This window comes from Pantoea stewartii, assembly GCF_011044475.1.
In the GTDB taxonomy this organism is placed as follows: domain Bacteria; phylum Pseudomonadota; class Gammaproteobacteria; order Enterobacterales; family Enterobacteriaceae; genus Pantoea; species Pantoea stewartii.
The window spans coordinates 2925001-2951526 of record NZ_CP049115.1; the positions used below are offsets into that span (position 1 = coordinate 2925001).

The 26526-nt window shown below is 53.3% G+C and carries 21 protein-coding genes; 12 read left to right on the forward strand and 9 right to left on the reverse strand.

The window, feature by feature from the left end; translation table 11 throughout:
• The first annotated feature begins 44 nt into the window (after positions 1-44).
• From G5574_RS13920 to spfP, 5 genes are all read left to right on the forward strand, one after another.
• On the forward strand, positions 45-320 hold the full coding sequence (locus tag G5574_RS13920; protein WP_006121318.1) for a YihD family protein: 276 nt from the start codon (positions 45-47) through the stop codon (positions 318-320).
• Positions 321-365: 45 nt separating this feature from the next.
• Positions 366-1352 (forward strand): serine/threonine protein kinase, encoded by a 987-nt coding sequence (locus tag G5574_RS13925; RefSeq protein WP_006121320.1) that lies wholly within the window; start codon positions 366-368, stop codon positions 1350-1352.
• Between the two features lie 25 nt (positions 1353-1377).
• On the forward strand, positions 1378-2007 hold the full coding sequence (gene dsbA / locus G5574_RS13930; RefSeq protein WP_164482756.1) for a thiol:disulfide interchange protein DsbA: 630 nt from the start codon (positions 1378-1380) through the stop codon (positions 2005-2007).
• 381 nt (positions 2008-2388) lie between these two features.
• Positions 2389-5172, forward strand: coding sequence for a DNA polymerase I (polA, locus tag G5574_RS13935; RefSeq protein WP_162286826.1), 2784 nt, complete (start codon positions 2389-2391; stop codon positions 5170-5172).
• A gap of 258 nt (positions 5173-5430) precedes the next feature.
• Positions 5431-5478 carry a small protein SpfP gene (gene spfP, locus G5574_RS24075; protein ID WP_071892919.1) on the forward strand — a complete coding sequence of 16 codons (48 nt, stop codon included), beginning with the start codon at positions 5431-5433 and terminating at the stop codon, positions 5476-5478.
• 60 nt (positions 5479-5538) lie between these two features.
• Here the strand turns inward: spfP and yihA are convergent, their stop codons facing one another.
• Complete coding sequence (yihA, locus tag G5574_RS13940) at positions 5539-6174, reverse strand: ribosome biogenesis GTP-binding protein YihA/YsxC (RefSeq protein ID WP_006121326.1); 636 nt, start codon at positions 6172-6174, stop codon at positions 5539-5541.
• Between the two features lie 551 nt (positions 6175-6725).
• Between yihA and yihI the strand changes: the two genes are divergently transcribed.
• Complete coding sequence (yihI, locus tag G5574_RS13945; RefSeq protein WP_039342410.1) at positions 6726-7244, forward strand: Der GTPase-activating protein YihI; 519 nt, start codon at positions 6726-6728, stop codon at positions 7242-7244.
• 235 nt (positions 7245-7479) lie between these two features.
• Positions 7480-8853, forward strand: coding sequence for an oxygen-independent coproporphyrinogen III oxidase (hemN, locus tag G5574_RS13950; RefSeq protein WP_164482757.1), 1374 nt, complete (start codon positions 7480-7482; stop codon positions 8851-8853).
• A gap of 36 nt (positions 8854-8889) precedes the next feature.
• Here the strand turns inward: hemN and glnG are convergent, their stop codons facing one another.
• The 3 genes from glnG to glnA form a co-directional block, all read right to left on the reverse strand.
• Complete coding sequence (gene glnG, locus G5574_RS13955; RefSeq protein ID WP_006121329.1) at positions 8890-10299, reverse strand: nitrogen regulation protein NR(I); 1410 nt, start codon at positions 10297-10299, stop codon at positions 8890-8892.
• Positions 10300-10306: 7 nt separating this feature from the next.
• Positions 10307-11356: a nitrogen regulation protein NR(II) gene (glnL, locus tag G5574_RS13960; RefSeq protein WP_033738029.1), complete on the reverse strand. Its 1050-nt coding sequence runs from the start codon at positions 11354-11356 to the stop codon at positions 10307-10309.
• Positions 11357-11550: 194 nt separating this feature from the next.
• Positions 11551-12960, reverse strand: a complete 1410-nt coding sequence (gene glnA, locus G5574_RS13965) for a glutamate--ammonia ligase (RefSeq protein WP_006121331.1) — start codon at positions 12958-12960, stop codon at positions 11551-11553.
• A gap of 432 nt (positions 12961-13392) precedes the next feature.
• Between glnA and typA the strand changes: the two genes are divergently transcribed.
• From typA to fabY, 5 genes are all read left to right on the forward strand, one after another.
• Complete coding sequence (gene typA / locus G5574_RS13970) at positions 13393-15216, forward strand: ribosome-dependent GTPase TypA (protein WP_006121332.1); 1824 nt, start codon at positions 13393-13395, stop codon at positions 15214-15216.
• Between the two features lie 225 nt (positions 15217-15441).
• On the forward strand, positions 15442-16038 hold the full coding sequence (gene yihX / locus G5574_RS13975; RefSeq protein WP_006121333.1) for a glucose-1-phosphatase: 597 nt from the start codon (positions 15442-15444) through the stop codon (positions 16036-16038).
• A 3-nt stretch (positions 16039-16041) separates the two neighbouring features.
• Positions 16042-16911: a virulence factor BrkB family protein gene (locus G5574_RS13980; protein ID WP_033738033.1), complete on the forward strand. Its 870-nt coding sequence runs from the start codon at positions 16042-16044 to the stop codon at positions 16909-16911.
• Positions 16908-17345, forward strand: a complete 438-nt coding sequence (gene dtd, locus G5574_RS13985; RefSeq protein ID WP_006121336.1) for a D-aminoacyl-tRNA deacylase — start codon at positions 16908-16910, stop codon at positions 17343-17345. The genes G5574_RS13980 and dtd overlap by 4 nt, the downstream gene beginning before the upstream one ends.
• 59 nt (positions 17346-17404) lie before the next feature.
• Positions 17405-18352, forward strand: coding sequence for a fatty acid biosynthesis protein FabY (gene fabY / locus G5574_RS13990; RefSeq protein ID WP_033738037.1), 948 nt, complete (start codon positions 17405-17407; stop codon positions 18350-18352).
• Between the two features lie 32 nt (positions 18353-18384).
• Here fabY and G5574_RS13995 read toward each other — a convergent pair whose 3' ends face one another.
• The 5 genes from G5574_RS13995 to spoT form a co-directional block, all read right to left on the reverse strand.
• The gene (locus G5574_RS13995; protein WP_033738039.1) at positions 18385-20064 is read right to left on the reverse strand and encodes an AsmA family protein; all 1680 of its coding nucleotides are present in this window, start codon (positions 20062-20064) and stop codon (positions 18385-18387) included.
• 118 nt (positions 20065-20182) lie between these two features.
• Positions 20183-21556 carry a nucleobase:cation symporter-2 family protein gene (locus G5574_RS14000; RefSeq protein ID WP_006121340.1) on the reverse strand — a complete coding sequence of 458 codons (1374 nt, stop codon included), beginning with the start codon at positions 21554-21556 and terminating at the stop codon, positions 20183-20185.
• Between the two features lie 83 nt (positions 21557-21639).
• The gene (gene recG / locus G5574_RS14005; RefSeq protein ID WP_164482758.1) at positions 21640-23718 is read right to left on the reverse strand and encodes an ATP-dependent DNA helicase RecG; all 2079 of its coding nucleotides are present in this window, start codon (positions 23716-23718) and stop codon (positions 21640-21642) included.
• Positions 23715-24416, reverse strand: coding sequence for a tRNA (guanosine(18)-2'-O)-methyltransferase TrmH (gene trmH / locus G5574_RS14010; protein WP_164482759.1), 702 nt, complete (start codon positions 24414-24416; stop codon positions 23715-23717). Before trmH ends, recG begins: the two co-directional genes overlap by 4 nt.
• Positions 24417-24419: 3 nt before the next feature.
• Positions 24420-26525: a bifunctional GTP diphosphokinase/guanosine-3',5'-bis pyrophosphate 3'-pyrophosphohydrolase gene (gene spoT, locus G5574_RS14015; RefSeq protein ID WP_006121343.1), complete on the reverse strand. Its 2106-nt coding sequence runs from the start codon at positions 26523-26525 to the stop codon at positions 24420-24422.
• Position 26526 lies beyond the last annotated feature (1 nt).

Consider the following 26526-nt stretch of genomic DNA (forward strand, 5'->3'; position numbering starts at 1 on the left):
ATACTCACATTGCGGCAGCGGACCACCTGCATAAAGGAATCATCATGAAAACGCATCGGCTGAGTGAACTGCTCGAACTCCTGCAACCTGCCTGGGAAAAAGAACCTGATCTTAACCTGCTGGCATTTTTACAAAAACTGGCCCAGGCGTCCGGTTTCGTTGGCCCATTAAGTGAATTAAGCGATGACATATTGATTTATCATCTAAAAATGCGTGATTCTGCCAGCCATGATCAGATTCCCGGACTGAAAAAAGACTATGAAGTTGATTTTAAAACGGCGCTGCTGCGTGCACGTGGAGTCATTAAAAATGATGAGTAGTGTTATCCTTAGCCGTTCACAGTAAAGATAAGCACAGGGATAACCATGAGTGATGCCGCCTTTAATTTTCAAACGCTCAATCCAGATGTCCTGCTTGATGCGCTTTGGGAAACAGGTATTCGGGTAGACTCCGGTCTTACTGCCCTGAACAGCTACGAAAACCGCGTTTATCAGTTTAGCGATGATAACAGGCAGCGCTATGTGGCCAAGTTTTACCGACCACAGCGTTGGTCTGCTGAGCAGATTACTGAGGAGCATCAGTTCTCTCACGATTTACTCGGCGATGAAGTGCCCATTGCTGCGCCCCTGGTTCTTAAGGGTAATACGTTGCAACAGCATGCGGGTTTTTACTTTGCGGTTTTCCCCAGCCTCGGGGGCCGACAATATGAAACCGATAACGACGATCAGATGGAATGGGTTGGGCGCTTCCTGGGCCGCATGCATCAAACTGGCCGAAAAAATCTGTTCCGGCATCGCCCCTCAATGGGACTTGATGAATATCTGGATCAGCCCCGGGATGTGCTGGCAAACGCTGAACTTGTGCCCGCGTCGCTGCGCAGTGCATTGTCAGAGGCCGTCGATAAGCTGGGTATGACACTCCGTCAATGCTGGCACGACAACTGGCAGCCGTTACGATTACATGGTGATTGCCACCCAGGCAATATCCTGTGGCGGGATGGCCCCCTGTTTGTCGATCTCGACGATGCCCGCAATGGCCCGGCCGTTCAGGATCTGTGGATGTTGATCAGCGGCGATAAGCAGGAGCAGCGGATCCAGTGGGATATTCTGCTGGAAGCCTATAGTGAATTCAGTGATTTCGATATTAACGAATTGTCACTGATTGAACCTTTACGTGCGATGCGCATGATTTATTATCTGGCCTGGGTTGTTCGCCGCTGGCAGGACCCCGCCTTTCCGCGCGCGTTTCCCTGGATGACCGATGAGGATTTTTGGCGCAGGCAAATTTTGCAGTTTATCGAGCAGGAAAAGGTGTTGCGGGAACCCCCGTTGCAGCTGACCCCGCAATTTTAATGACAAGTCAGGAGAGTTTTCCCCAATGAAGAAAATATTTTTTGCACTGATGGGTTTGGTGCTGGCCTTCAGCGCATCTGCTGCACAATTCTCTGAAGGTAAACAATATGTCAGCCTGCCTAAGCCGGTTGCCGGTGAACCGCAGGTCATGGAGTTTTTCTCATTTTTCTGTCCTCACTGCTACCAGTTTGAAGAAATCTATCATGTCAGTGATGCGGTGAAAAAGAACCTGTCAGCGGATACCAAAATGGTTAAATACCATGTTGATTTCCTGGGCGGCGAGCTGGGGCCGGTTGTCACGCACGCATGGGCTGTGGCCATGGCGCTGGGGGTTGAAGATAAAGTCACGGCACCTATTTTCGACGGTATTCAGAAAACCCAGACCATTACCGATCCCGCCAGTCTGAAAGACGTTTTCATCAAAGCCGCAGGCATTACCTCTGAGCAATATGATTCGGCCTGGAACAGCTTTGCAGTAAAAGCGCTGGTTGCCCAGCAGCAAAAAGCGGCCGCTGATGTGGATCTGCGCGGTGTTCCCGCTATCTTTATTAACGGCAAATACATGGTTAATAATGGTGGACTGGATACGAGCTCAATGGAAAACTTCGTGGCGGATTATGCCAACGTTGTTAAATTCCTGGTCGAAAAGAAATAAGCGTTTTTTGCTATCATCTTCCGCAAAACGCCAGCATTCGCTGGCGTTTTCTTTTGCCATCACTCACCTTATCTCTGCTGGACTGGAGAAGCACAGTTTTTCTATCCACACAAGCAGACATGCCGTCAAAAATCACGATCACATCACGGTTTTGTTTTAAGTTACTAATTTTAAAGAAGTATCATTGCTGGCCGGGATCGCTATGATATAAATAAATGATTGATATGATTTTTACGCACAAAGTTATCCACAGGAAGATCGTTACGATCTAAAAGGCTACAGCACCAAAAAGACAATTTCCCGTTTGTCTTGATTAACCCTTTTCGCCAAGGTGTGGCATCCTTATAGACCAATCCATGGCAACGAAGAATACACAGACATATGGCGCAAATAGCAGAAAACCCCCTGATTTTGGTTGATGGCTCATCCTATCTTTATCGCGCGTACCACGCTTTCCCGCCGCTGACGAACAGTGCAGGAGAGCCTACCGGTGCTATGTATGGCGTGCTGAACATGCTTAAAAGCCTGTTGGTTCAATACAGCCCTACACATGTTGCTGTGGTGTTTGATGCTAAAGGCAAAACCTTCAGGGATGAGCTGTTTGAACATTACAAATCTCATCGCCCGCCCATGCCCGACGATCTGCGGTCACAGATTGAGCCGTTACACGAAATGGTGCGTGCGATGGGATTGCCTCTGCTGGCCGTCAGCGGTGTCGAAGCGGATGATGTGATTGGTACGCTGGCGTTAGAAGCGGAAAAAAAGGGTTACTCTGTCCTTATCAGTACGGGCGACAAAGATATGGCGCAGCTGGTGACGCCAGCGATAACGTTAATCAATACGATGACTAACACCATTCTTGGGCCGGAAGAAGTTGAGCAAAAGTATGGTGTGCCACCCGCCTTGATCATCGATTTTCTGGCGATGATGGGCGACAGCTCAGATAACATTCCAGGCGTACCAGGCGTGGGTGAAAAAACGGCTCAGGCCCTGCTACAGGGACTGGGAGGGATGCAGTCGATCTACGATAATCTCGATAAAGTTGCCGATCTTTCATTCCGTGGTGCCAAAACTATGGCCACAAAGCTGGAACAAAACCGCGAGGTGGCGTTTCTCTCCTATCAACTTGCGACCATTAAAACGGATGTGGCGCTGGATCAGCCTTGTGAGGCGCTTACCGTCGGTGAACCGGATATTCAGGCCTTGCAGGCGCTGTTTAGCCGTTACGAGTTCAGGCGCTGGTTGACCGACCTGCAAGAGGGAAAATGGCTACAGGGTAAGAAAAGCAACCGACAGGCCCAACAGGTTCTTGTCGATGAGCCTGTAAAGGCGGAAGCCTCAAGCGTCTTGTCTGCCGAGGGTTATGTCACCATCCTGGATCAGCAAACGCTGGACAACTGGGTTGAGAAACTGAAAAAAAGCGACGTTTTCGCGTTTGACCTTGAAACCGATGCGCTGGACACGTTAACAGCCAACATTGTGGGTCTCAGTTTCGCCATCGCGCCAGGCGAAGCGGCTTATCTTCCTGTCGCGCATGATTATCTTGATGCGCCCGAACAGCTTGATCGCGATGCGGTGCTCGCACAGCTCAAACCGCTGCTGGAAGATCCTGATGTGAGCAAAGTGGGGCAAAACCTCAAGTACGATCGCGGTGTCCTTAAGAACTACGATATTGAGTTAGCAGGCATTAAATATGACACCATGCTTGAGTCGTACATCCTGAACAGTGTGGTGGGCAAGCATGATATGGACAGCCTGTCGGCACGCTGGTTGAATCATAAAACGGTCACCTTCGAAGAGATCGCCGGTAAGGGTAAAAATCAGCTTACGTTTAATCAGATTGCCCTTGAGCAGGCTGCGCATTATGCGGCAGAAGATGCTGACGTCACGTTGCAGTTGCACCTGAAGATGTGGCCTGAGCTTGAAAAAGAAGCCGGCCCGAAAAAGGTGTTCGAACAGATCGAGATGCCGTTGCTCAGGGTCATTTCGCGCATTGAGCGTAATGGTGTGTTGATCGATCAGGCCATCTTAGCGCAGCACTCAAAAGAGCTGACAGCGCGCCTGGCTGAACTGGAACGTGAAGCGCATGAACTGGCGGGCGAGCCGTTTAATCTCTCTTCCACGAAGCAGCTGCAGGTCATCCTGTTTGAAAAGCAGGGCATCAAGCCCACCAAGAAAACGCCGGGTGGTGCGCCGTCGACCAGCGAAGAAGTGCTTGCAGAGCTGGCGCTGGACTATCCATTACCGAAAGTCATTCTGGAGCACCGTGGGCTGTCAAAACTCAAGTCCACGTACACCGATAAGCTGCCGTTGATGATCAATCCTGTAACCGGCCGTGTGCATACGTCTTACCATCAGGCCGTCACCGCGACCGGACGTTTATCATCTACCGATCCTAATCTGCAAAACATCCCGGTGCGGAATGACGAAGGACGGCGCATTCGCCAGGCCTTCGTAGCAGGCAAAGGCAACCGCATCGTCGCGGCGGACTACTCGCAGATTGAACTGCGTATCATGGCCCATCTGTCGCAGGATAAAGGCCTGCTGGACGCGTTCTCGCAGGGAGAAGATATCCACCGGGCTACCGCAGCGGAAGTGTTTGGCGTACCGCTCAGTAAGGTGACGGGTGAACAACGTCGCAGCGCGAAGGCCATCAATTTTGGTCTCATCTACGGTATGAGTGCATTTGGCTTATCCCGCCAGCTGAATATCGGTGCAGGTGAGGCGAAGAAATATATGGATCTGTACTTCGAGCGCTATCCAGGCGTCCTGCGCTACATGGAAAATACCCGTCAGCTCGCCGCGAGTAACGGTTATGTCGAAACGCTGGACGGGCGTCGCCTGTGGTTGCCTGACATCAAGTCCAGCAATGCGATACGACGTAAAGCGGCAGAACGCGCCGCAATCAATGCCCCCATGCAAGGAACGGCGGCCGATATCATTAAACGCGCGATGATCGCGGTTGATAACTGGTTACAGGAACAGCGAAGCGATGCAGTGAAGATGATTATGCAGGTGCACGATGAACTGGTGTTCGAAATCAAAGAGGAGGCCGTTGAAGCGGCCAGTAAGCAGATTCGTACGCTAATGGAAGGCAGTATGGCGCTGGATGTGCCCTTACTGGTTGAAGTTGGGGTAGGGGATAACTGGGAGCAGGCACACTAGGTAAGCAACCGGCGCTGACGTGATACGTTAGCGCCCGGTGAGAAACGTGGCCCGTTCAACCATTCAGGTTTTCTCAGCATCATGAAGGAATGACTGACTCTGCCTCCACCATTTTTTTGATAATTTAACTACATGTCATCTTCATTTTTGTGACGAGCATAGTAAAAAAAGTGGCGGAAAATGAATGGGAGTAACAAAAAAACCTTTGTTGCTCACAAAAAATCAGGTAAAGTTCGAGGCGTAGGGTACAGAGGTAAGATGTTCTATCTTTCAGACCTTTTACTTCACGTAATCGGATTTGGCTGAATTTAGCCGCCCCAGTCATTCTGTGACTGGGGCGTTTTTTATTGGGCTTTTTGCCCGGCCTTACGCGTCACTGTCCTGATCGTCCACTGCGGGTTCCAGTTCACTAAACCAGCTATTCAGCTTGTGGCGCACTTTATCAACGCCAATCTTTTTCAGCGATGAGAAAACTTCCACCTGCACATCTCCCATGAAAGCCAGCGAGGCTTCCTTCACCATATTAAGCTGGGCCTTACGTGCGCCAGATGCGAGCTTGTCGGCTTTCGTCAGCAGCAGCAAAACAGGAATACCGCTGTCAACGGCCCACTGAATCATTTGCTGATCCAAATCTTTAAGAGGGTGACGAATATCCATCAGTACCACCAGGCCTTTTAATGCCTGGCGTTTTTGCAGATATTCTCCCAGTGCCCGCTGCCACTTGAGTTTCATCTCTTCCGGTACTTCGGCATAGCCATAACCGGGTAGATCGACGAGGCGCTTACCTTCGGCCACCTCAAACAGGTTAATCAACTGCGTACGACCGGGCGTTTTACTGGTACGCGCCAGGCTTTTTTGGTTGGTTAACGTGTTTAAAGCGCTGGATTTCCCCGCATTAGAACGGCCAGCGAACGCCACTTCAATGCCGGTATCAGAAGGTAAATGGCGGATATCAGGCGCGCTAAGGATGAAGCGGGTGACATGGTAATTCAGTTCAGACAAGGTAGTACTCCAGAAACGCATTAGGGCAATGGCGCTGATTATACGCATTATGGCGGGAAAGTGCTCAATACCATTGTTCAGGGCTCGCTGTAAGACATTTGCCATAAATCTTGCAGGTTATGTCGCTTTTTAATTAAAAAATTAAAAAAATAAATGATTAAAATTCAGTGCATTATACTAAAGTACAGGTTTTTCGCTCAAACACCATACAAGTATTACTTGAGCCTTTTACCAATTGGTCTACATTATTCAGCAGTGCAGGACAGCATTCATCAGGATGATGCGCTCAGGAACGTTGGGATAACGAAGAGCGACAGGAAAGGAAATGGTCAGGGATTGCGGACCAGAAAAGGAAAAGGATGAGCTCCGGAGTTGAGCAGGCGCAGGATTAACCGGGATGTTGTGAGCCGAAACGGATTTGAAACATGATTCCTTCTGCCGAAGGTATGAAATAAGGCGACAGCTTGAGCTGTCGCCTTTTTTCTTTGTCTGGTTTCTGCTAGATTTCGCCGCAATTCTATACTGAATAAAAAACACCGGAACCCAAGATTATGAAGCAACCTGCAAGCGCGGCGAAGGGCAAGCCTGTCGCCAAAGCAAAACGTAAATCGCGTGAAGAGATCAATAACGAAGCGCGCGATCGTAAACGCGATAAAAAGCATCGTGGCCATGCGTCAGGCAGCCGTGCTAACCCGCAAGCGCAGAGCAGCAACGGTAAGCAAGCGGCCCCGGCAAAAGATCCGCGTATCGGCAGTAAAAAGCCGGTGTCGTTAATCGTTGACGACAACGCTGCACCCGCAAAAACCAAAAAAGTGACGGCAAAACCGGCGAAGCAGAAAGTGGTGCTGACACCGGAAGAAGAGCTGGCGCAGTTAGAGAACAGCGAGCGTCTTGATGCGCTACTGGACCGCCTTGAGAAAGGCGAAACGCTGTCATCTGAGGATCAGGGCTGGCTTGATGTCACGCTGGATCGCATTGATGAACTGATGGAACAGCTCGGCATCGCGATGGACGAGGAAGACGATCCGGAGGCGGAAGAAGATATGTACCGCCTGCTTAAAGGGAATTAAGCCGTCTTTGATCGGCATGCGTAAATGCGCATGCCTGGATTAACAGGTAAACGACAATGTTTTGGCCTGGATCAATTTTCGTGCTTTTGATGACATGTTATCTCCTGTGGTTATTGTTTAAACTACAACGACTGTCGCGTCTGAAGCAGCGTTTACGGCGGGTTTCCTCCCGCACTCCTCTCTTTCCTTCTGCATCGCGGCCTTTCCCACAGCGAGGTAAACGGAAGGAGTCAGCATGTCAGCGACACAAATCGACTGGGACCAGGCATTAATTGAAAAATACAATGCGGCGGGTCCGCGCTATACCTCTTATCCCACCGCGCTAGCGTTCAGCGAGACCTTTACAGACGCTGATTTTCACCGTGCCACTGAACGTTATCCGCAACGCGCGCTGTCGCTCTATGTTCATATCCCGTTCTGTCATCGCCTGTGCTATTTCTGTGGCTGCAATAAGGTTGTCACGCGTCACTTACATAAAGCCGACCGCTATCTGAACGCGCTGGAACAGGAGATTGTCGCCCGCGCGCCACTGTTTCGTGATCGTCGCGTCACTCAACTGCACTGGGGCGGCGGCACGCCAACATTTTTGAATAAGCAGCAGGTTAGCCGGCTGGTGGCGCTGCTGAAACAGCATTTCACCTTCGAGGATGACGCGGAGATGTCGATCGAGGTCGATCCGCGTGAAATTGAACTGGAGATGATCGATCATCTCCGGACGTGCGGTTTTAATCGCCTGAGCATGGGCGTACAGGACTTTAACAAGGCGGTACAGGAACGAGTTAACCGGGTGCAGGATGAGGACGTGATTTTTGCCCTGATGGCACGGGCACGTGAGCAGGGGTTTCGTTCAACCAGCATCGACCTGATTTACGGACTGCCGCTGCAAACGCCGGAAAGCTTTGCTTTTACGCTGCAGCGGGTTATCGCGCTGGATCCCGATCGACTGAGCGTTTTTAACTATGCGCATCTTCCGTCACTCTTTGCCGCACAGCGAAAAATTAAAGAAAATGAACTGCCCTCGGCGCAACAGAAGCTGGCCATCCTGCAGCAGAGCATTACAACGCTGACCCGGCATGGCTACCAGTTCATCGGTATGGACCACTTTGCTAAACCGCAGGACGAGCTGGCGGTGGCTCAGCGCGAGGGGAACCTGCACCGCAATTTTCAGGGTTATACCACCCAGGGCGACTGCGATTTACTCGGTCTGGGCGTCTCCGCCATTAGCATGATCGGCGATCGCTACGCGCAAAACCAGAAAAGCCTGAATGACTGGTACAGCCAGGTTGAAAAACAGGGCCATGCCTTATGGCGGGGATTCACGCTCAGTCAGGACGATTGCCTGCGCCGCGATGTGATCAAAACGCTTATCTGCAACTTTGCGCTCGATTTCAGCGCGACAGAAACGCAGTGGAATATCACCTTCGACAGCTATTTTGCCGAAGAGCTGGCGCGGTTAAAACCGCTGATTGCGGATGGGCTGGTGGTGCAAAACGCGACAGGCCTGAAGGTGACAGGAACAGGACGACTGCTGATTCGCCATATTTGTATGTGTTTTGATGCTTATCTGCGACAAAAGACGCAACCACAGCTTTATTCGCGTGTGATTTAACCGCCGGAACAGCACTGGCTGTTCCGGCGGAATGGCTTATTCCATGCCCAGCTCTTTCAGCTTACGCGTCAGCGTATTCCTTCCCCAACCCAGCAAACGCGCGGCTTCCTGTTTGTGACCCTGCGTGTGGCGCAGTGCAGTCGTCAGAAGCGTGCGTTCCATTTCCGGCTGTGCTTCTGACAGCAGGTTTTGATGACCGGAACGCAAGGCACGATCGGCCCATTGTGCCAGCAGGGTTGCCCAGCTGTCGGGAAGCGACTGCGTGGGGCTTTCCGGCGTACTGGATTCGAATAACTCCGGTGGTAAATCCTGAATCAGCACTTCCTGACCGGCGGCCATCACCGTTAACCAACGGCAGGTATTCTCCAGCTGACGCACGTTACCCGACCAGTGCAAACGGGTCAGTGCGGTCTCGGTCTCCGCATGCAGGATCTTGGCTTCCACACCAAGCTCGCGTGCGGCCACCTGCAGGAAATAACGGGCCAGACGGGGAATATCTTCACGACGCTCACGCAGCGGCGGCAAATGCACGCGGATGACATTCAGGCGGTGAAACAAGTCTTCACGGAACTTGCCTTCCTGTACCCGCAGTTCAAGGTTCTGGTGCGTAGCGGCAATGATGCGCACGTCCACTTTGACCGGTGCATAGCCACCGACGCGGTAAAACTGCCCGTCTGCCAGTACGCGCAGCAGGCGCGTCTGAACATCCAGCGGCATATCACCAATTTCATCTAAAAACAGCGTCCCGCCGTCGGCCTGTTCAAAACGTCCCTGACGAATCTGATTCGCACCGGTAAAGGCCCCTTTTTCATGGCCAAACAGTTCCGACTCAATTAAATCCTTAGGGATCGCCGCCATGTTGAGGGCAATAAACGGCGCTTTACTGCGAGGACTGTGGCGGTGCAGTGCGTGCGCTACCAACTCTTTACCTGTACCCGATTCCCCGTTGATCAGCACGCTAATCGACGAACGGGAGAGACGGCCAATAATACGGAACACGTCCTGCATGGCGGGCGCTTCACCGATAATATCGGTGGTGGGGCCGCTTACCGGTTGATTACGTGGCTGCTGTTGCTCCTGATAGTGACTGATGGCACGTTCAACCAGCGCGACCGCTTCGTCGATATCGAACGGTTTGGGCAGGTAATCGAACGCGCCTTGCTGATAGGCGCTTACCGCGGCATCCAGGTCGGAATGCGCTGTCATGATGATAACCGGAAGCATGGGATGGCGCTGTTTGATTTGTTTTAGCAGAGCCAGCCCGTCCATACCCGGCATACGGATATCAGACAATAAAACGTCCGGGGTTTTTGTTGCGAGTGCATTGAGCACGTCGTTCGCGCTGTCAAAAGTGGCACAGCTTAAACCGGCTCCAGTGAGCGCGCGTTCAAGCACCCAGCGGATGGAGCTATCGTCATCGACGATCCAGACTATCCCTCGTTGCATAGAAACCTCACTGGCGAATAGGCAGGTAAACCGAAAACTCGGTATGACCCGGCCAACTGTTGAACTCAATTTTTCCCGAATGCTGATCAATCAGGCTACGGGCAATAGAAAGGCCTAAGCCGGTACCGCCTTCCCGTCCGCTTACCATTGGATAGAACAGCGTATCCTGTAGCTGGGCTGGAATACCGGGGCCGTCATCTTCGATATCAATGCGGGCAACCAGACGATAACGTGTGCCATGCAGTGTTAACTGGAAGGCTGTACGGGTTCGAATCACGATTGTGCCGCCGTCTTCGCCTAACGCCTGCAGCGCATTGCGCACGACGTTCAGCAAAACCTGCTCAATCTGATCGGGATCGTGCGGTAATTCCGGCAGGCTGGGATCGTAATCGCGAACCAGCGATACGTTTTCTGGCAGCTCCATCGAAACCAGGTTAACGACACGTTCCGCTACCTGATGAATACTCTGGGTAATATGCATACCGGGCTGTTGCGGCCCCAGTAAGCGATCAACCAGATTTCGCAGGCGGTCTGCCTGTTCAATAATGACTTTGGTATATTCATTCAGGGCAGGGTCCGGCAGGGCGCGTGACAAAAGCTGCGCCGCGCCGCGCAATCCACCTAGCGGGTTTTTAATCTCATGGGCCAGCCCGCGGACCAGATCGCGTGCGGCCACCTGCTGAGCATGCTGCAGCTGTTCCTGACTCAGGCGACGCTGATTATCCATCGGTGCCATTTCCAGCAGAATCAACCCATCAGGCAGGCGCTGTGCCGTGAGCGACATAATGTGCGCCCGGCCATCCACGACCAGAGTAACTTCGCTGTCAGTAAAGCCCTGGCCCGCCTCAAGACTCTCGCGCATGACCTCGACATTCAGCGAAAAGTAGCCGGTTAATTCAGGTAACGGCGTGCCGAACAATTTACGTGAGCTTTGCGCCAGTAATTGCTGTGCCGCCGGGTTGGCATAATGGATCGCCAAATCGGTATCCACCAACAAAATACTGTTGATTAAGGTATTGAGAATCTGCCCGGCGTCGGGCAGGGAGGCAGTTGCCATACAGCGTTCCTCTGCACTAATTTAGTGCATTGTAGTCTTTAAGCCGGAATTAAAGCGAATGAACGATGAATTCGCGGAGAAAAAAGCCCATCCGAAGATGGGCTAAAGTTTCCACGGCAACAAAAAAACGTTTCAGGTTAAGCGTGCCGCAATTGCAATCTTTCAATGCGGCACCCATTTTGCTGACTCTGAAATTAGACGCTGTAGTACAGTTCGAACTCAACCGGGTGTGGCGTCATGCGCACACGGTCGTTCTCTGATTTACGCAGCTCGATGTAAGCATCGATCGCGTCGTCAGTGAAGACGCCGCCACGGGTCAGGAACTCGCGGTCTTCGTTCAGTGCATTCAGCGCTTCTTCCAGTGAACCTGCAACTTTTGGAATCTCAGCTTCTTCTTCCGGTGGCAGGTCATACAGGTTTTTATCCATCGCATCACCAGGATGGATTTTGTTGATGATGCCATCCAGGCCAGCCATCAGCAGTGCAGTAAACGCCAGGTACGGGTTAGCCGCTGGGTCCGGGAAGCGCGCTTCAATACGACGTGCTTTCGGGCTGGCAACAACCGGGATACGGATTGATGCAGAACGGTTACGGGCAGAGTAAGCCAGCATAACCGGTGCTTCATAACCCGGAACCAGACGCTTGTAAGAGTTGGTGGTTGGGTTGGCCAGGGCGTTGATTGCTTTTGCGTGCTTGATGATACCGCCGATGTAGAACAGCGCGGTTTCAGACAGGCCGCCGTATTTGTCACCAGAGAACAGGTTTTGTCCGCCTTTAGACAGAGACATGTGGCAGTGCATACCTGAACCGTTGTCACCAAACATTGGCTTCGGCATAAAGGTTGCCGTTTTGCCGTAAGCATGCGCCACGTTGTGCACAACATATTTGTAGATCTGAATTTCGTCAGCTTTTTTGGTCATGGTATTGAAGCGGGTTGCCACTTCGTTCTGACCCGCTGTCGCAACTTCGTGGTGATGAGCTTCAACAACCAGACCCATTTGCTCCATTGTCAGACACATAGCAGAACGGATGTCCTGTGATGAATCGACCGGTGGAACCGGGAAGTAGCCGCCTTTCAGACCTGGACGGTGACCTTTGTTACCGCCTTCGTATTCTTTGCCGGTGTTCCAGGCCGCTTCGATATCATCGATAGCGACGTGTGAACCAGAGGTTGACGAACCGAAACGGATATCGTCGAACAGGAAGAATTCTGGCTCGGGTCCAAACAGAACGGTATCAGCGATGCCTGAAGAACGCAGATAGTCTTCAGCGCGCTTTGCGATAGAGCGTGGATCGCGGTCATAGCCTTGCATGGTGCCAGGCTCAAGGATGTCACAGCGAATGATCAGTGTTGAATCTTCAAAGAACGGATCCATAACTGCCGTGGTTGCATCCGGCATCAGTACCATGTCTGATTCGTTAATGCCTTTCCAGCCGCCGATGGAAGAGCCATCGAACATTTTGCCTTCTTCGAAGAAGTCAGCGTTAACCTGGTGAGCCGGAATAGTAACGTGCTGTTCTTTACCTTTGGTATCGGTAAAACGCAGGTCAACAAACTTAACTTCGTGCTCGTTCATCATCGAGAGAACGTGTTCAGCGGACATACTCAACTCTCCTGGAAATGGTCATTGTCTACATGGTGAGAACCGGGTGAGGAAATGTGCGACATGTGTCAGCCATACCTCAGTCTGATCCCGACCAGCTCTGCAACCGTTGTCTTACGTCGTTTTCATCTGGATAATACAAAGCGAATTCTGTGCCAACTTTATTTCTTTGCACAAAATCGCGCTGTCATGCACCTTTTTGTCATAAAAGACGTGCACCATGATAGTTGCACTGCACTTTTTATGTGCGTTGGCGTTGAAAATGAGCACCATTGTGGTGCAAAACATCATTGCAGTGCAATTTTTGCACGGCTATTAGTGCGATTTTGCGACAATGCAATAAACTTTCAGTGAAAAGTGTGATCGTGTTCAGTCTCCCGCTTAATCCGTGTACAATACCGCGTTATTTCTAATGCCTGAGGCAAAAAAGCTGTGATCGAAAATTTGCGTAACATCGCCATCATCGCGCACGTTGACCATGGAAAGACCACCCTGGTTGATAAGCTGCTGCAACAGTCTGGTACTTTTGATGCCCGTACTGAAGCCACCGAGCGCGTGATGGACTCCAATGATTTGGAGAAAGAGCGTGGGATTACCATCCTCGCAAAAAATACCGCCATTAAATGGAACGACTACCGTATCAACATCGTTGATACCCCAGGACACGCCGACTTCGGTGGTGAAGTTGAACGCGTAATGTCTATGGTGGATTCGGTACTGTTGGTTGTAGATGCGATGGATGGCCCTATGCCGCAAACCCGCTTCGTTACCAAAAAAGCGTTCGCGCATGGTTTGAAGCCGATTGTGGTTATCAACAAAGTTGACCGCCCTGGCGCACGTCCTGACTGGGTTGTTGATCAGGTGTTTGACCTGTTCGTTAACCTGGATGCAACGGACGAGCAGCTCGATTTCCCTATCATTTTCGCCTCTGCGCTGAATGGTATTGCCGGTCTGGATCACACCGACATGGCTGACGATATGACCCCGCTGTATCAGGCAATCGTTGACCACGTTTCACCTCCACAGGTTGAAGTCGAAGCACCGCTGCAGATGCAAATCTCTCAGCTGGACTACAACAACTATCTGGGTGTGATCGGTATCGGCCGCATCAAGCGCGGTAAAGTGAAGCCTAACCAGCAAGTCACCATCGTAGACAGCGAAGGCAAAACCCGTAACGGTAAAGTGGGTAAAGTGCTGACTCACCTGGGGCTGGAGCGTATTGACAGCGACCTGGCAGAAGCGGGCGACATCATTGCGATCACCGGTCTGGGTGAACTGAACATTTCTGACACCATTTGCGATCCGCAGAATGTGCAGGCGCTGCCAGCCCTGAGCGTGGATGAGCCAACGGTAACCATGTTCTTCAACGTCAACACCTCACCGTTCTGCGGTAAAGAAGGTAAGTACGTGACCTCACGTCAGATCCTTGAGCGTCTGAACAAAGAACTGGTTCACAACGTGGCACTGCGTGTGGAAGAGACCGAAGATGCTGACGCGTTCCGCGTATCGGGCCGTGGTGAGCTGCACCTGTCTGTACTGATCGAGAACATGCGTCGTGAAGGTTTCGAACTGGCGGTATCCCGTCCGAAAGTTATCTTCCGCGAATTCGAAGGCCGTAAACAAGAGCCATTCGAGAACGTGACGCTGGATATCGAAGAAACGCATCAGGGTTCCGTTATGCAGGCCATGGGCGAGCGTAAAGGCGACCTGAAAAATATGGATCCAGATGGCAAAGGCCGCGTACGTCTTGACTACGTCATCCCAAGCCGTGGTCTGATCGGTTTCCGTAACGAATTTATGACCATGACATCAGGTACGGGTCTGCTGTACTCCACCTTCAGCCACTACGACGATATTCGTCCGGGCGAAGTGGGTCAGCGTCAGAATGGCGTTCTGATCTCTAACGGCCAGGGTAAAGCGGTAGCGTTCGCCCTGTTCGGTCTGCAGGATCGCGGTAAGCTGTTCCTGGGCCATGGTGCGGAAGTTTATGAAGGCCAGATCATCGGTATTCACAGCCGTTCTAACGACCTGACCGTGAACTGCCTGACCGGTAAGAAGCTGACTAACATGCGTGCTTCCGGTACTGACGAAGCCACCACACTGGTTCCACCGCAGAAAATGACGCTGGAACAGGCGATCGAGTTCATTGATGATGACGAACTGGTCGAAGTTACGCCTCTGTCAGTGCGTATCCGTAAACGTCACCTGACTGAGAACGACCGTAAGCGTGCTTCACGCGGCGGTAAAGACGCCTAATCGCGTAATAATAACGCCCCGTTTTAACGGGGCTTTTTTTTGTCCGGGGTTTTTACCAGTTCAGTTAAATCCAGTCTAAACCAGCCTGTAACTTCTTCTTTGTCCCCTTCCCACTTTGTCCTGTCGTACCTTAATTTAAAGTGTGTAATTTTCTCGTCCGGGCCGCCTGTTCAGGCCGCACTTTTACCGCTAGAGTGAATGATCCAGGGAACCAAAGGAGGCACCATGCTGTATATCTTTGATTTGGGCAATGTGATTATCGATATCGACTTTAACCGCGTGTTGGGCGTCTGGAGTGACCTCAGCCGCGTACCGCTGGCATCGCTTCAAAGTCATTTTCAAATGGATGCGGCTTTTGAGCAGCATGAGCGCGGTGAAATCAGCGATGAAGCCTTTGCAGAAGCCTTATGTGAAAAACTGGAGATTGCGCTGAGCTATGAACAGTTTGCTGCGGGCTGGCAGGCTATCTTTGTGGGGGTGCGTCCGGATACGCTGGCGCTGATGAATCAGCTACGCCAGGCGGGACATCGGGTGGTGATATTGTCGAACACCAATGCACTGCATTGCACCTTCTGGCCGACCCAGTATCCTGATGTGCAGCAGGCGGCTGACAAGATTTATCTGTCCCAGGAACTGGGCATGCGTAAACCTGAAGCCCGCATTTATCAGCACGTACTGGATGCGGAAGGATTCAGTGCCGATCAGGCCGTCTTCTTCGACGACAATGCCGCCAATATTGAAGGTGCGCGCGCATTAGGCATTACCAGCGTGCTGGTGACCGACAGTAAAACCGTGCCCGACTGGTTCGCGGGTCAGCCTTAAGCCATGAAGTTACATCGTTTTCGCCCCAGGTTTCATGCCTTCTGGCTGTGGCTTAAGCTGCTCTGGAAGCGCATTGATAATGATGCCATGACGACACAGGCGGGCAATCTGGCCTTTGTGTCGCTACTGGCGCTGGTGCCGCTGATCGCCGTAGTTTTTGCGCTGTTTGCCGCGTTTCCTGTGTTTTCTGATATCAGCGTCCAGCTTAAAAACTTTATTTTTGCCAACTTTATGCCTGCTGCGGGGAACACGTTGCAGCGTTACCTTGAGCAGTTTGTGGCTAACGTGCACCGCATGACCGCCGTGGGCGCCGTGGGGCTGATTGTCACGGCGCTGCTGTTGATGCATTCTGTCGATTCGGCTCTGAATGCTATCTGGCGCAGTCATAAAAAGCGCCCGCTGGTCTATTCCTTTGCCGTCTACTGGATGATATTGACGCTTGGGCCGTTGCTGGCTGGTGCCAGTTTAGCCATCAGCTCTTACCTGCTGTCGCTGAAATGGATAAACGTGACGGGGGTGACCAGCCTGGTCGATCAGACGCTGCGTTTCTTTCCCTTGCTTCTGTCGTGGCTGTCATTTTGGTTGCTGTACAGTATTGTCCCGACGCAGCGGGTGCCTTCTCGCGATGCGCTGACGGGGGCGCTGGTCGCCGGGTTGCTGTTTGAACTGGGGAAAAAGGGGTTTGCGCTGTATGTTACGATGTTCCCGACGTATCAGTTAATCTATGGCGTGCTGGCGGTGATCCCCATTCTTTTCCTGTGGGTGTACTGGACCTGGTGCATCGTTTTGCTCGGTGCCGAAATTACGGTTACCTTAGATGACTATCGCCAGTTCAAACGGCAGGAAAGAGAAAAAGAACGAGAGGACGGATGATTGCTTTAATTCAACGCGTTCAGCGTGCCAGCGTCAGCATTGATCATGCGGTCGTGGGTGAGATCGGGCAGGGATTATTGATTCTGTTAGGCGTTGAAAAAGGTGATGACGAAAAGCGCGCTGAACGACTGGCGGAGCGCGTACTGGGCTACCGTATTTTTAGCGATGAACAGGGCAAAATGAACCTGAACGTCAAACAGGCTGGCGGAAGCGTGCTGGTGGTATCACAGTTCACCCTGGCTGCCGATACGCAAAAGGGCATGCGGCCCTCTTTTTCCGGTGGCGCCGCGCCGCAGGAAGCGGAGCGGTTATATGAGTATTTCAGCGCGTGTTGTCGCCGTCATGATGTCACGACCGCCAATGGCCGTTTTGCTGCCGATATGCAGGTTGCTCTGGTCAACGACGGTCCGGTGACGTTCTGGTTACAGGTATGACGCCTCATTTCGCACGGCTTAGCCTCGGCAACCCCGCCTCAGAACGAGAGAACCATTTTATGTATCATCTTCGTGTGCCACAAACGGCGGAAGAGCTGGATATGTATTATCAGTTCCGCTGGGAAATGTTACGAAAGCCGCTGCATCAGCCTCAGGGTTCTGAACGCGATGCCTGGGATGCATTAGCGCATCATCAAATGGTGGTGGATGAACAGGGCAAGCCGGTTGCGGTAGGGCGGCTCTATATCAATGCTGATAACGAAGCGGCTATTCGTTTTTTGGCCGTTCATCCCACCGTACAGGGCAAAGGCCTCGGCACGCTGGTGGCGATGACGCTGGAGTCCGTTGCGCGTCAGGAAGGCGTGAAGCGCGTGACCTGTAGCGCACGAGAAGATGCGGTGGCGTTCTTCGCTAAACTTGGCTACCTGAATCAGGGCGAGATTACCGCACCGCAGACGACGCCGGTGCGCCACTTTCTGATGATCAAGCCGGTCGTCACACTGGACGATATTCTGCACCGTGCGGACTGGTGCGGGCAGTTACAACAGGCCTGGTATGAGCACATTCCTCTGAGTGAAAAAATGGGCGTGCGCATCCTGCAATATACCGGGCAGAAGTTTATTACCACCATGCCGGAAACCGGCAACCAAAATCCGCACCATACGTTGTTTGCCGGAAGCCTGTTTTCACTGGCTACGCTCACCGGCTGGGGGCTGATCTGGCTGTTACTGCGGGAGCGCCATCTGGGCGGCACCATTATTCTGGCCGACGCGCACATACGCTACAGTCGTCCGATTACCGGTAAACCCGGTGCTATTGCCGATCTTGGCTCACTGAGTGGCGATCTTGATCGCCTGGCGCGCGGACGCAAAGCCCGTGTTCAGCTTGAAGTGCAGCTGTTTGGCGATGATGAGTGTGGCGCGGTATTTGAAGCGGTTTACATCGTGTTGCCGGTGGATCCCGACGGACCACTGGAAGAGGGCGGCTCCGGCGCGCGTATCAATTAAATCACAGGGCCGCTATTGCGGCCCTGTGTGCGTTAGCGGACCTGTCCGGCCTGCATGCTCTGCTGTAGCTGCTGGCTGTCTGTGGTTACGGACAGTGTCGCGTTAACCGACGGGGCCAGCGGCTGATTCGCTTTCAGTGAGGCGTTCAGGCGCAGCTGCAAATTGCTGTCACCCTGCAAGGGAAGCGCCGGCCAGCCCCAGTTTTGCAGAACATTAACGGGCACGCCGCGTCCCGTCAGGTTCAGGCTGACAGGTCGATCAGCCTGCTGCCCTATGGTCGCCGTGCCTTCCAGCAACCCTTTACCACTAAACGCACTGAGCTCTGTCACCTTAATTTGTTGTTCATCAGCCTCCAGTGCGACAGAAGGATGACGTAAATCCGTACGATTGAAGGTCGACTCCGCCGCGTTCAGACTCAGCTTACCTGACCAGATTCCCCATTGATGCTGACGGGCCAGCTGCAGATTTTCGCCGCTGCCATCCAGTGAAGTGAGCTGGAAAGGGAAGGCCGGATTAATATCGATCAGTAAATTGCGGTTCGAGGTAAAGCGCGTCACGGTTACGGCATCCAGCCAGTCAGGCAGGGCATCCTGCCATAACGCCCGCCAGTTCTGAGGCAAGGTATATTCCAGCCCGGCCACCGCCAGATTATTCAGCGTTAACCGTTTATCCTGACGTGACCAGTTGCCGTCAGCCCGGATAACGCCATTGGCCCAGCGCGAGCTGAACTGCGTCAGGGCAATCCCCTGAGGCGAGAAATCCATGTTGATGATGGGATCGTTAAGTTCGAAGCGCCCGTTAATAAAGTTACCGGCATTCATGGCCAGCGATCCGTCCTGGCTCTGCCAGTCCCGGCCCTTCCAGCTCAGATTTTTCAGCGTCAGATCGAGATCGGTCACCGCCCAGTCAGGGCCCTGGAGCCGGGCATCGGTAATATCAACCCGGTTGAGCGTAACTGAGGGTACTTCTTCAAACGGTTTCAGGAAATCGACAAGCGTATGCGCCGTTTGCAGACGGATATCGTTCAGACGCAGTTGATTAATCTTCCAGTTACCCTGCGCGTCGCGCTCACCGTTACCGGTCATTGAACCGCGTGCTAAGTCCGCCCCAATGTTGCTAAATACCATGCGGCCCTGGGACACATTACCCTGAATCAGCACGTTTTCACCGTCAACGCTGTTGAGCGTCATCCTGGCCGCGCTCATCTGGAATTGCGCATCACGACCCAGCAAATCACCGGCCTGCGGATGCCAGGGCACAATGCCGCCATTCACCTGCTGTGCCGCCAGCGGTAGCGCTGAGGCAGGGCTGTCGATGCGCATGTTGTTTAACTGCAGGCGGTTTGCCTGCATGGGCAGTGCGCTTTTGTTCGCCAGGTTAGCAAGGTTTACCTCGCCGTCACGTAATTCTATGCTGGCAAAATGAAACGGATCGCTGAACTGTAACAGGGCGATGCCAAGGTCGACGCGTTTGGCCACCAGTACGGCAGGCTGGCCGTCATGACCAAAGCTGAAGTCATCCAGAATAATGTGCGTAGGTGAAGAAAAATTGTGCTCAATTTTGCTCAGCGACAGATGCCATTCTGTTTTATCACTCACCCAACGGCTAAACCAGCCCGCGCCCCACTGAGTTTGCAGCAGAACATAGACGACGATCAGCGCAAACAGCAGCAGTAACAATAAGGTGAGGAAAAACTTTCCTATAAATTTCATCGTATCCTTCCCGGGTTCAGTCCGCTGAAAGGTTGTTATGCCTGAATTATCGTTATAGCTCAACCGCCTGGATGTAAATCAGCCGAAATAGCAGGCGGGTTGCCGCCTGCCTTGAACGCTACTTTTCGGGTGGGAAGATAAGATTCAGCACAATCGCGGTAATCCCACCCGCAGCGATACCGGAAGAGAGTAACGTTTTCAGCCAGTCGGGTGCAAATTGCAGAATCAGGGGCTGCTGGGAAACACCGAGTCCTGCCGCCAGCGACAGCGCGATAATCATGATAGCCCGGCGATTCAGCGGCTCCCGGGAAACGATACGGACACCGGATGCGGCGATTGTGCCAAACATCACAATCGTAGCGCCGCCCAGCACGGGCTCAGGAATGTGCTGTACCAGTCCGCTCACTGCCGGGAACAGTCCCAACAGGATCAGCATCAGCGCGACAACAAATCCCACGTAGCGGCTGGCAACGCCAGTCAGCTGAATCACGCCATTATTCTGGCCAAAGCAGGAGTTAGGAAAGGTATTAAACAGGGCAGATACAAAAGAGTTCAGGCCGTTTGCCAGCACACCGCCTTTCAGGCGCTTCATGTATAACGGGCCGCTGACCGGCTGTTCAGAGACATCCGAAGTGGCGGTGATGTCCCCAATGGTTTCCAGCGAGGTCACCATAAAGACCAGCATCAGCGGGATTAGCAGATTCCAGTCAAATCCCAGGCCGTAATAGAGCGGAGTGGGGAACGCTACGATCGGCTGTCCGGCAGGCGTGCTGAGGGTGGGTAGCATGCCCATTGCCCAGGCCAGCAGGTAGCCCACCGCCATCGCAATCACCAGCGACGCAACGCGAAGATAGGGGTTTTTCTGGCGATTCAGCAGGATAATCACCACCAGCACGGCACCGGCTAACAGCAGGTTTTTCGGCGCGCCGAAGCTGTGATCGTTCATCGCAGCAAACCCGCCGCCGATAGAGGTAAGGCCGACCTGAATCAGGGATAAGCCGATAATCATCACCACAATACCTGAGACTAACGGCGTGATGATGCGGCGTGCCAGATGCAGCACGCGCGACAGCACCATTTCCGTACAGGAGGCTACCATCAATGTACCAAACAGCGCCGCCATCATTGTGGGTACGTCCGCGCCGCCATTTTTCAGCGCCATTCCCCCCATAATCAGCGGTGTGACAAAGTTAAAGCTGGTGCCCTGAATGGAGAGTAACCCTGAACCGATCGGTCCCCAGGTTTTGATTTGCAGTACCGATGCCACACCGGACGCGAACAGGGACATGCTGATAATGTGCTGTGTATCCTGCGCCGGTAAACCGAGCGCCTGGCAGATGAGCAGCGCGGGCGTGATCACCGCAACAAACATCGCCAGAAGGTGTTGTCCGGCTGCAAACAAGGTTTGCGTTAGCGGCGGACGATCTTCCAGGCGATAGATCAGTTCACTTTTACTGGCGGTGGTGGGGGCTGGTTGCTGTGTGGTCGACATCGTCATGGTTCCCAAAAAAAGTGAGGCGATTGTAATCGTCCCCGGATCAAAAGCAAACGTTTGCTCACGGTTGCAAAAAAAGGTCAGGCGTTGCTGTAGCGGCCGGTTTCGGGCAGCCAACGCTCAATCAGCGCCTGCGCCTGCTCAGGATAATGTTCGTGAATATGACGAGCGACGCGCTGGACTTCAGGGATCATGGCCTGATCGCGCAGCAGATCGGCAACTTTAAACTCCGCATTACCGGTCTGGCGTGTTCCCAGTAGCTCCCCCGGGCCACGAATCTCTAAATCATGCTGAGCAATCACGAAACCGTCATTGCTGTCACGCAACATCTGCAAACGCTTCTGGGCCGTCTTGCTCAGCGGCGCTTTGTACAGCAGAACACAATGAGAGGCGACCGCGCCACGTCCTACGCGACCACGTAGCTGGTGCAGTTGCGCCAGGCCAAGTCGTTCCGGATTTTCAATAATCATCAGGCTGGCGTTCGGCACGTCCACACCGACTTCGATGACGGTTGTAGCAACTAACAGCTGGATTTCGTTGGCTTTGAAAGCCTGCATGACCGCCAGCTTCTCCGCTGGCTTCATACGGCCATGAACCAGCCCGACCTGCAAATCAGGCAGCGCCACTTTGAGTTCTTCCCATGTGGCTTCCGCAGCCTGAGCTTCCAGCAGGTCTGACTCTTCAATTAACGTACAGACCCAGTAAGCCTGACGGCCCTCGTGACAGGCCTTTTGCACACGCTCAATGATCTCATTACGACGACTGTCAGGGATCGCTACGGTGGTCACCGGTGTTCTGCCTGGCGGCAGCTCATCAATGGTTGAGGTATCAAGATCGGCGTAGGCGGTCATGGCCAGCGTGCGCGGGATCGGCGTCGCTGTCATGATGAGCTGGTGGGGATGAAAACCCTGCTCTTCTCCTTTTTCCCATAATGCCAGTCGCTGATGCACGCCAAAGCGGTGTTGCTCATCAATGATGACCAGCGCCAGCCCGTTAAACTTCACCTGCTCCTGGAACAGGGCATGCGTGCCGACCACCATCGCAACCTGCCCGCTGGCAATCGCCTCTTGCTGGGCCTGTCGCGCTTTGCCCTTTTGTTTGCCCGCCAGCCAGCCGACCTCAAGGCCAAGCGGTGCCAGCCACTGGCGAAAATTATTGGCGTGTTGTTCAGCCAGTAACTCTGTAGGTGCCATCAGGGCCACCTGCTTACCGTGGGCGATAACGTTCAGCGCGGCGAGCGCGGCAACCAGGGTTTTACCTGAACCGACGTCTCCCTGTACCAGGCGCAGCATGGGGAAGTCATTCTCTAAGTCTTTTTCGATCTCTGCGACAACGCGTTTTTGGGCTGCCGTGGGGGAAAACGGCAGGGCGGCCAGTAACCGGTCACTCAATGTATGCCGGGCAGGCATCGGCAGGGCGTAATGGCGCTGTGCGCCGGCCCTGACGGCCAGCATACTGAGGTTATGCGCCAGCAGTTCTTCCAGAATCAGCCTGCGCTGTGCGGGATGCTGCCCACTCTCGAGCTCGCTGAGTTTGAGGTCCGGCGGCGGGCGGTGCAGCGTGCGAAGGGCTTCAGGCAGGCTTAACAGCCCGTCGCTTAACGCCTGCGGCAAAAGTTCTGTGATGGCACAGCTATCCAGCAGGGTTAAAGCCTGATCGGTCAGGCTGCGCAGGGTCGCCTGACGAATGCCCTCGGTCGTGGAATAGACGGGTGTCAGCGTTTCTTCCAGCGTGACATGGCTGTGCTCGCCCTGTACGCGGTATTCCGGATGGATGATTTCTGCGCCGCGCTGACCGCGTTTGATTTCGCCGTAAGCGGTGACACGTCGGCCCGGCGCGAGGCTGTTTTTCATGCCGGCATTGAAGTTGAAAAAGCGCAGCGTTAAAACGCCACTGCCATCCCCGATCTGACAGACCATCATGCGCCGACGGCCAAAAGTGATATCGGTATGCAGGACTTCGCCTTCCACGGTCGCCCAAATGCCGGGCAACAGGTCGTTAATGGCATATAACTGCGTACGATCTTCATAACGCAGAGGAAGGTGAAGCAGTAAATCCTGAATGGTGTGCAGGCCGATTTTAGCCAGCTTTGCTGCCTGACTGGCGCCGACGCCGGTCAGGGTACTGAGCGGGATGGCATCCAGCAGACGGCCTTTCATTTCTGACGTCTGCCCGTTGACTGCATGGCGGCCCACCAACTCTCATCGGCTTCAATGTCACCCTGCGCGTTAATATGGGGATAAGGCATCCGCTTATGTTTTGCCACGCGCGCCAGAACGGGATAGCCGCCCTCAAACAGCAGACGCTGTTGCTCTTTCTCTGCCAGGAGGCTGGACTGACGACGGTACATGCCAGCATTCTGCCGCTGGCGCTGGGCTTCATACAGAATCAGGGCAGAGGCAACGGAAACGTTAAGCGACTGGACCATACCCACCATCGGGATAATGATATGGTGGTCGGCCAGCGCCAGGGCTTCATCGGTAATGCCCGTTTTTTCCTGACCCATCAAAATGCAGGTAGGTTTGGTGTAGTCAATCTCACGAAAATCCACAGCATCCGCCGACAGGTTCGTCGCCAGTATCTGCATGTCTTGCATTTTGAGGTGGCTAATCGCGTCGCTGATTGAGCGGTGCGTTACTACGTTTACCCAACTGTTGCTGCCAGCCGAGGCTGAGGCCTGCGTTCGCATGCGTTGGCCTGGCCATACGGCATGGACTTCATGGATACCGACAGCATCCGCGGTGCGAATGACAGCAGAAACATTGTGCGGCTTATGTACCTGCTCCATGCAGACGGTAAGGTCGTGCTGGCGCAAGGCCAGCATTTCCTGAATTCGGGCAAAACGTTGAGGATTCATGCACTAGTTACGGTTGCGGTGAACTTTAATCACATCCGGCATCACACGGATTTTACGCATGATATTGGCCAGGTGGACGCGATCGCGTGCGGTCAGACGAATAAAAGCACTGTAAACACGGCCATCGCGTTCTTCCGTATTCAGGCTCTGAATATTGGAGCCCGCCGTATTGATGGCGGCCGTCAGGTTGGCCAGTGCGCCCTGGTGGTTAAACATATCCACCTTTATCTCTGCGACAAACTCCTGCTCTGTAACTTTATCCCACTCCACAGGCATGAATTTTTCGGGCTCTTTTTGATAGCCACGAATATTGCGACAGGACTCATGGTGAACGACCAGGCCCTTGCCCGGGCTGACGTGGGCAACGATAGGATCGCCTGGAATGGGGCGACAGCATTTTGCAAAAGTAATGAGGACGCCGTCTGCCCCTTTAATCGGCAGCTTGCCTTGTTTTTTGTTGTTGAGCGCGCTGGTGTCGGTCTGCAACAGATTCTTGGCGACGACCACGCTCATGGCATTACCCAGGCCGATTTCGGCTAACAGATCGTCCAGTGAGGTCAGCTTCATCCGATCAAGCTCCTGCTTGATGTTTTCGGCTGGCACCTCCGCCAGTTTACGACTGCCACCCAACGCATGGCTGAGCAGGCGACGCCCCAGATTCACCGAGTCTTCGCGCTTCAGGTTTTTCAGCAACTGACGAATCTTCGCGCGGGCTTTGGAACTGACGACAAAGTTAAGCCAGGCCGCGTTAGGACGCGCACCAGGCGCTGTGATGATCTCGATGGTCTGGCCGCTGGTAAGCGGCTGCGACAGCGGATAAGGCTGGCGATCAACGCGCGCGCCAACGCAGGCATGACCAATATCGGTATGGACCGCGTAGGCAAAATCGACAGGCGTTGCCCCGGTAGGCAGCTCGACGATACGGCCTTCCGGTGTAAAGACATAGATTTCATCCGGGAAGAGATCGGATTTGACGCTTTCGATGAATTCAAATGAGCTACCGGCACTTTGTTGCAGCTCCAGCAGGCTTTGCAGCCAGCGTTGCGCACGCACCTGCGCGGTTGTGCCGCTTTCACCGGCCTGTTTATAGGCCCAGTGTGCCGCCACCCCCATTTCGGCCATCTGATCCATATCTTCGGTACGGATTTGCACCTCAACCGGCACGCCATGCGGCCCGATCATAGAGGTATGCAGCGATTGATAGCCGTTAGCCTTGGGGATAGCAATGTAATCTTTGACCCGGCCCGGACGCGGCTTATATAAGCTGTGCATCTGGCCCAGTACGCGATAACAGGTATCCAGATCTTTCACGATGACGCGAAAGGCATAGATATCCATGATCGAGTGAAAACGCTGCTCTTTCAGCGTCATTTTGCGGTAAATCGAGTAAAGGTGCTTTTCGCGACCACTTACCCGGCAGGGAATACCGGCTTCCTGCAAACGGCCGTCGATTTCGGAGAGGATTTTTTGAATCATCTCTTTACGGTTGCCGCGGGCCGCTTTCACGACCTCTTTAATTACCCGAAAACGGTTCGGATAGAGCGCTTCAAAACCCAGCTCTTCCAGTTCCGTTTTAAGGTGATGAATACCCAGGCGGTGCGCCAGTGGGCTGTATATTTCCAGCGTTTCCAGCGCGATGCGACGACGTTTATCAGGGCGTAAGGACCCGAGCGTACGCATGTTGTGGGTGCGGTCAGCCAGCTTGATGAGAATAACGCGGATGTCCTGCACCATCGCCATAATCATCTTGCGGAAGTTTTCTGCCTGCGCCTCTTTTTTATCACGGAACTTCAGCTTATCCAGCTTCGAAACGCCTTCAACCAGTTCAGCTACGCTTTTGCCAAACAGTTGTTCCATATCCTGATAGGTCGCTGGCGTATCTTCAATGACGTCGTGCAAAAGCGCGGCCATGAGGGTTTCATGGTCGAGCTTCATTTCCGCCAGAATGCACGCCACCGCAACAGGATGGGTAATGTAAGGCTCACCGCTGGAGCGTGTCTGTCCCTCGTGGGCATCACGTGATACGAGATAGGCTTGCTTGAGGCGCTTGATCTGGTCCTCAGGCAAGTATTGTTCAATCAGTTGATTGAGACTTTCAAACAGATACAAG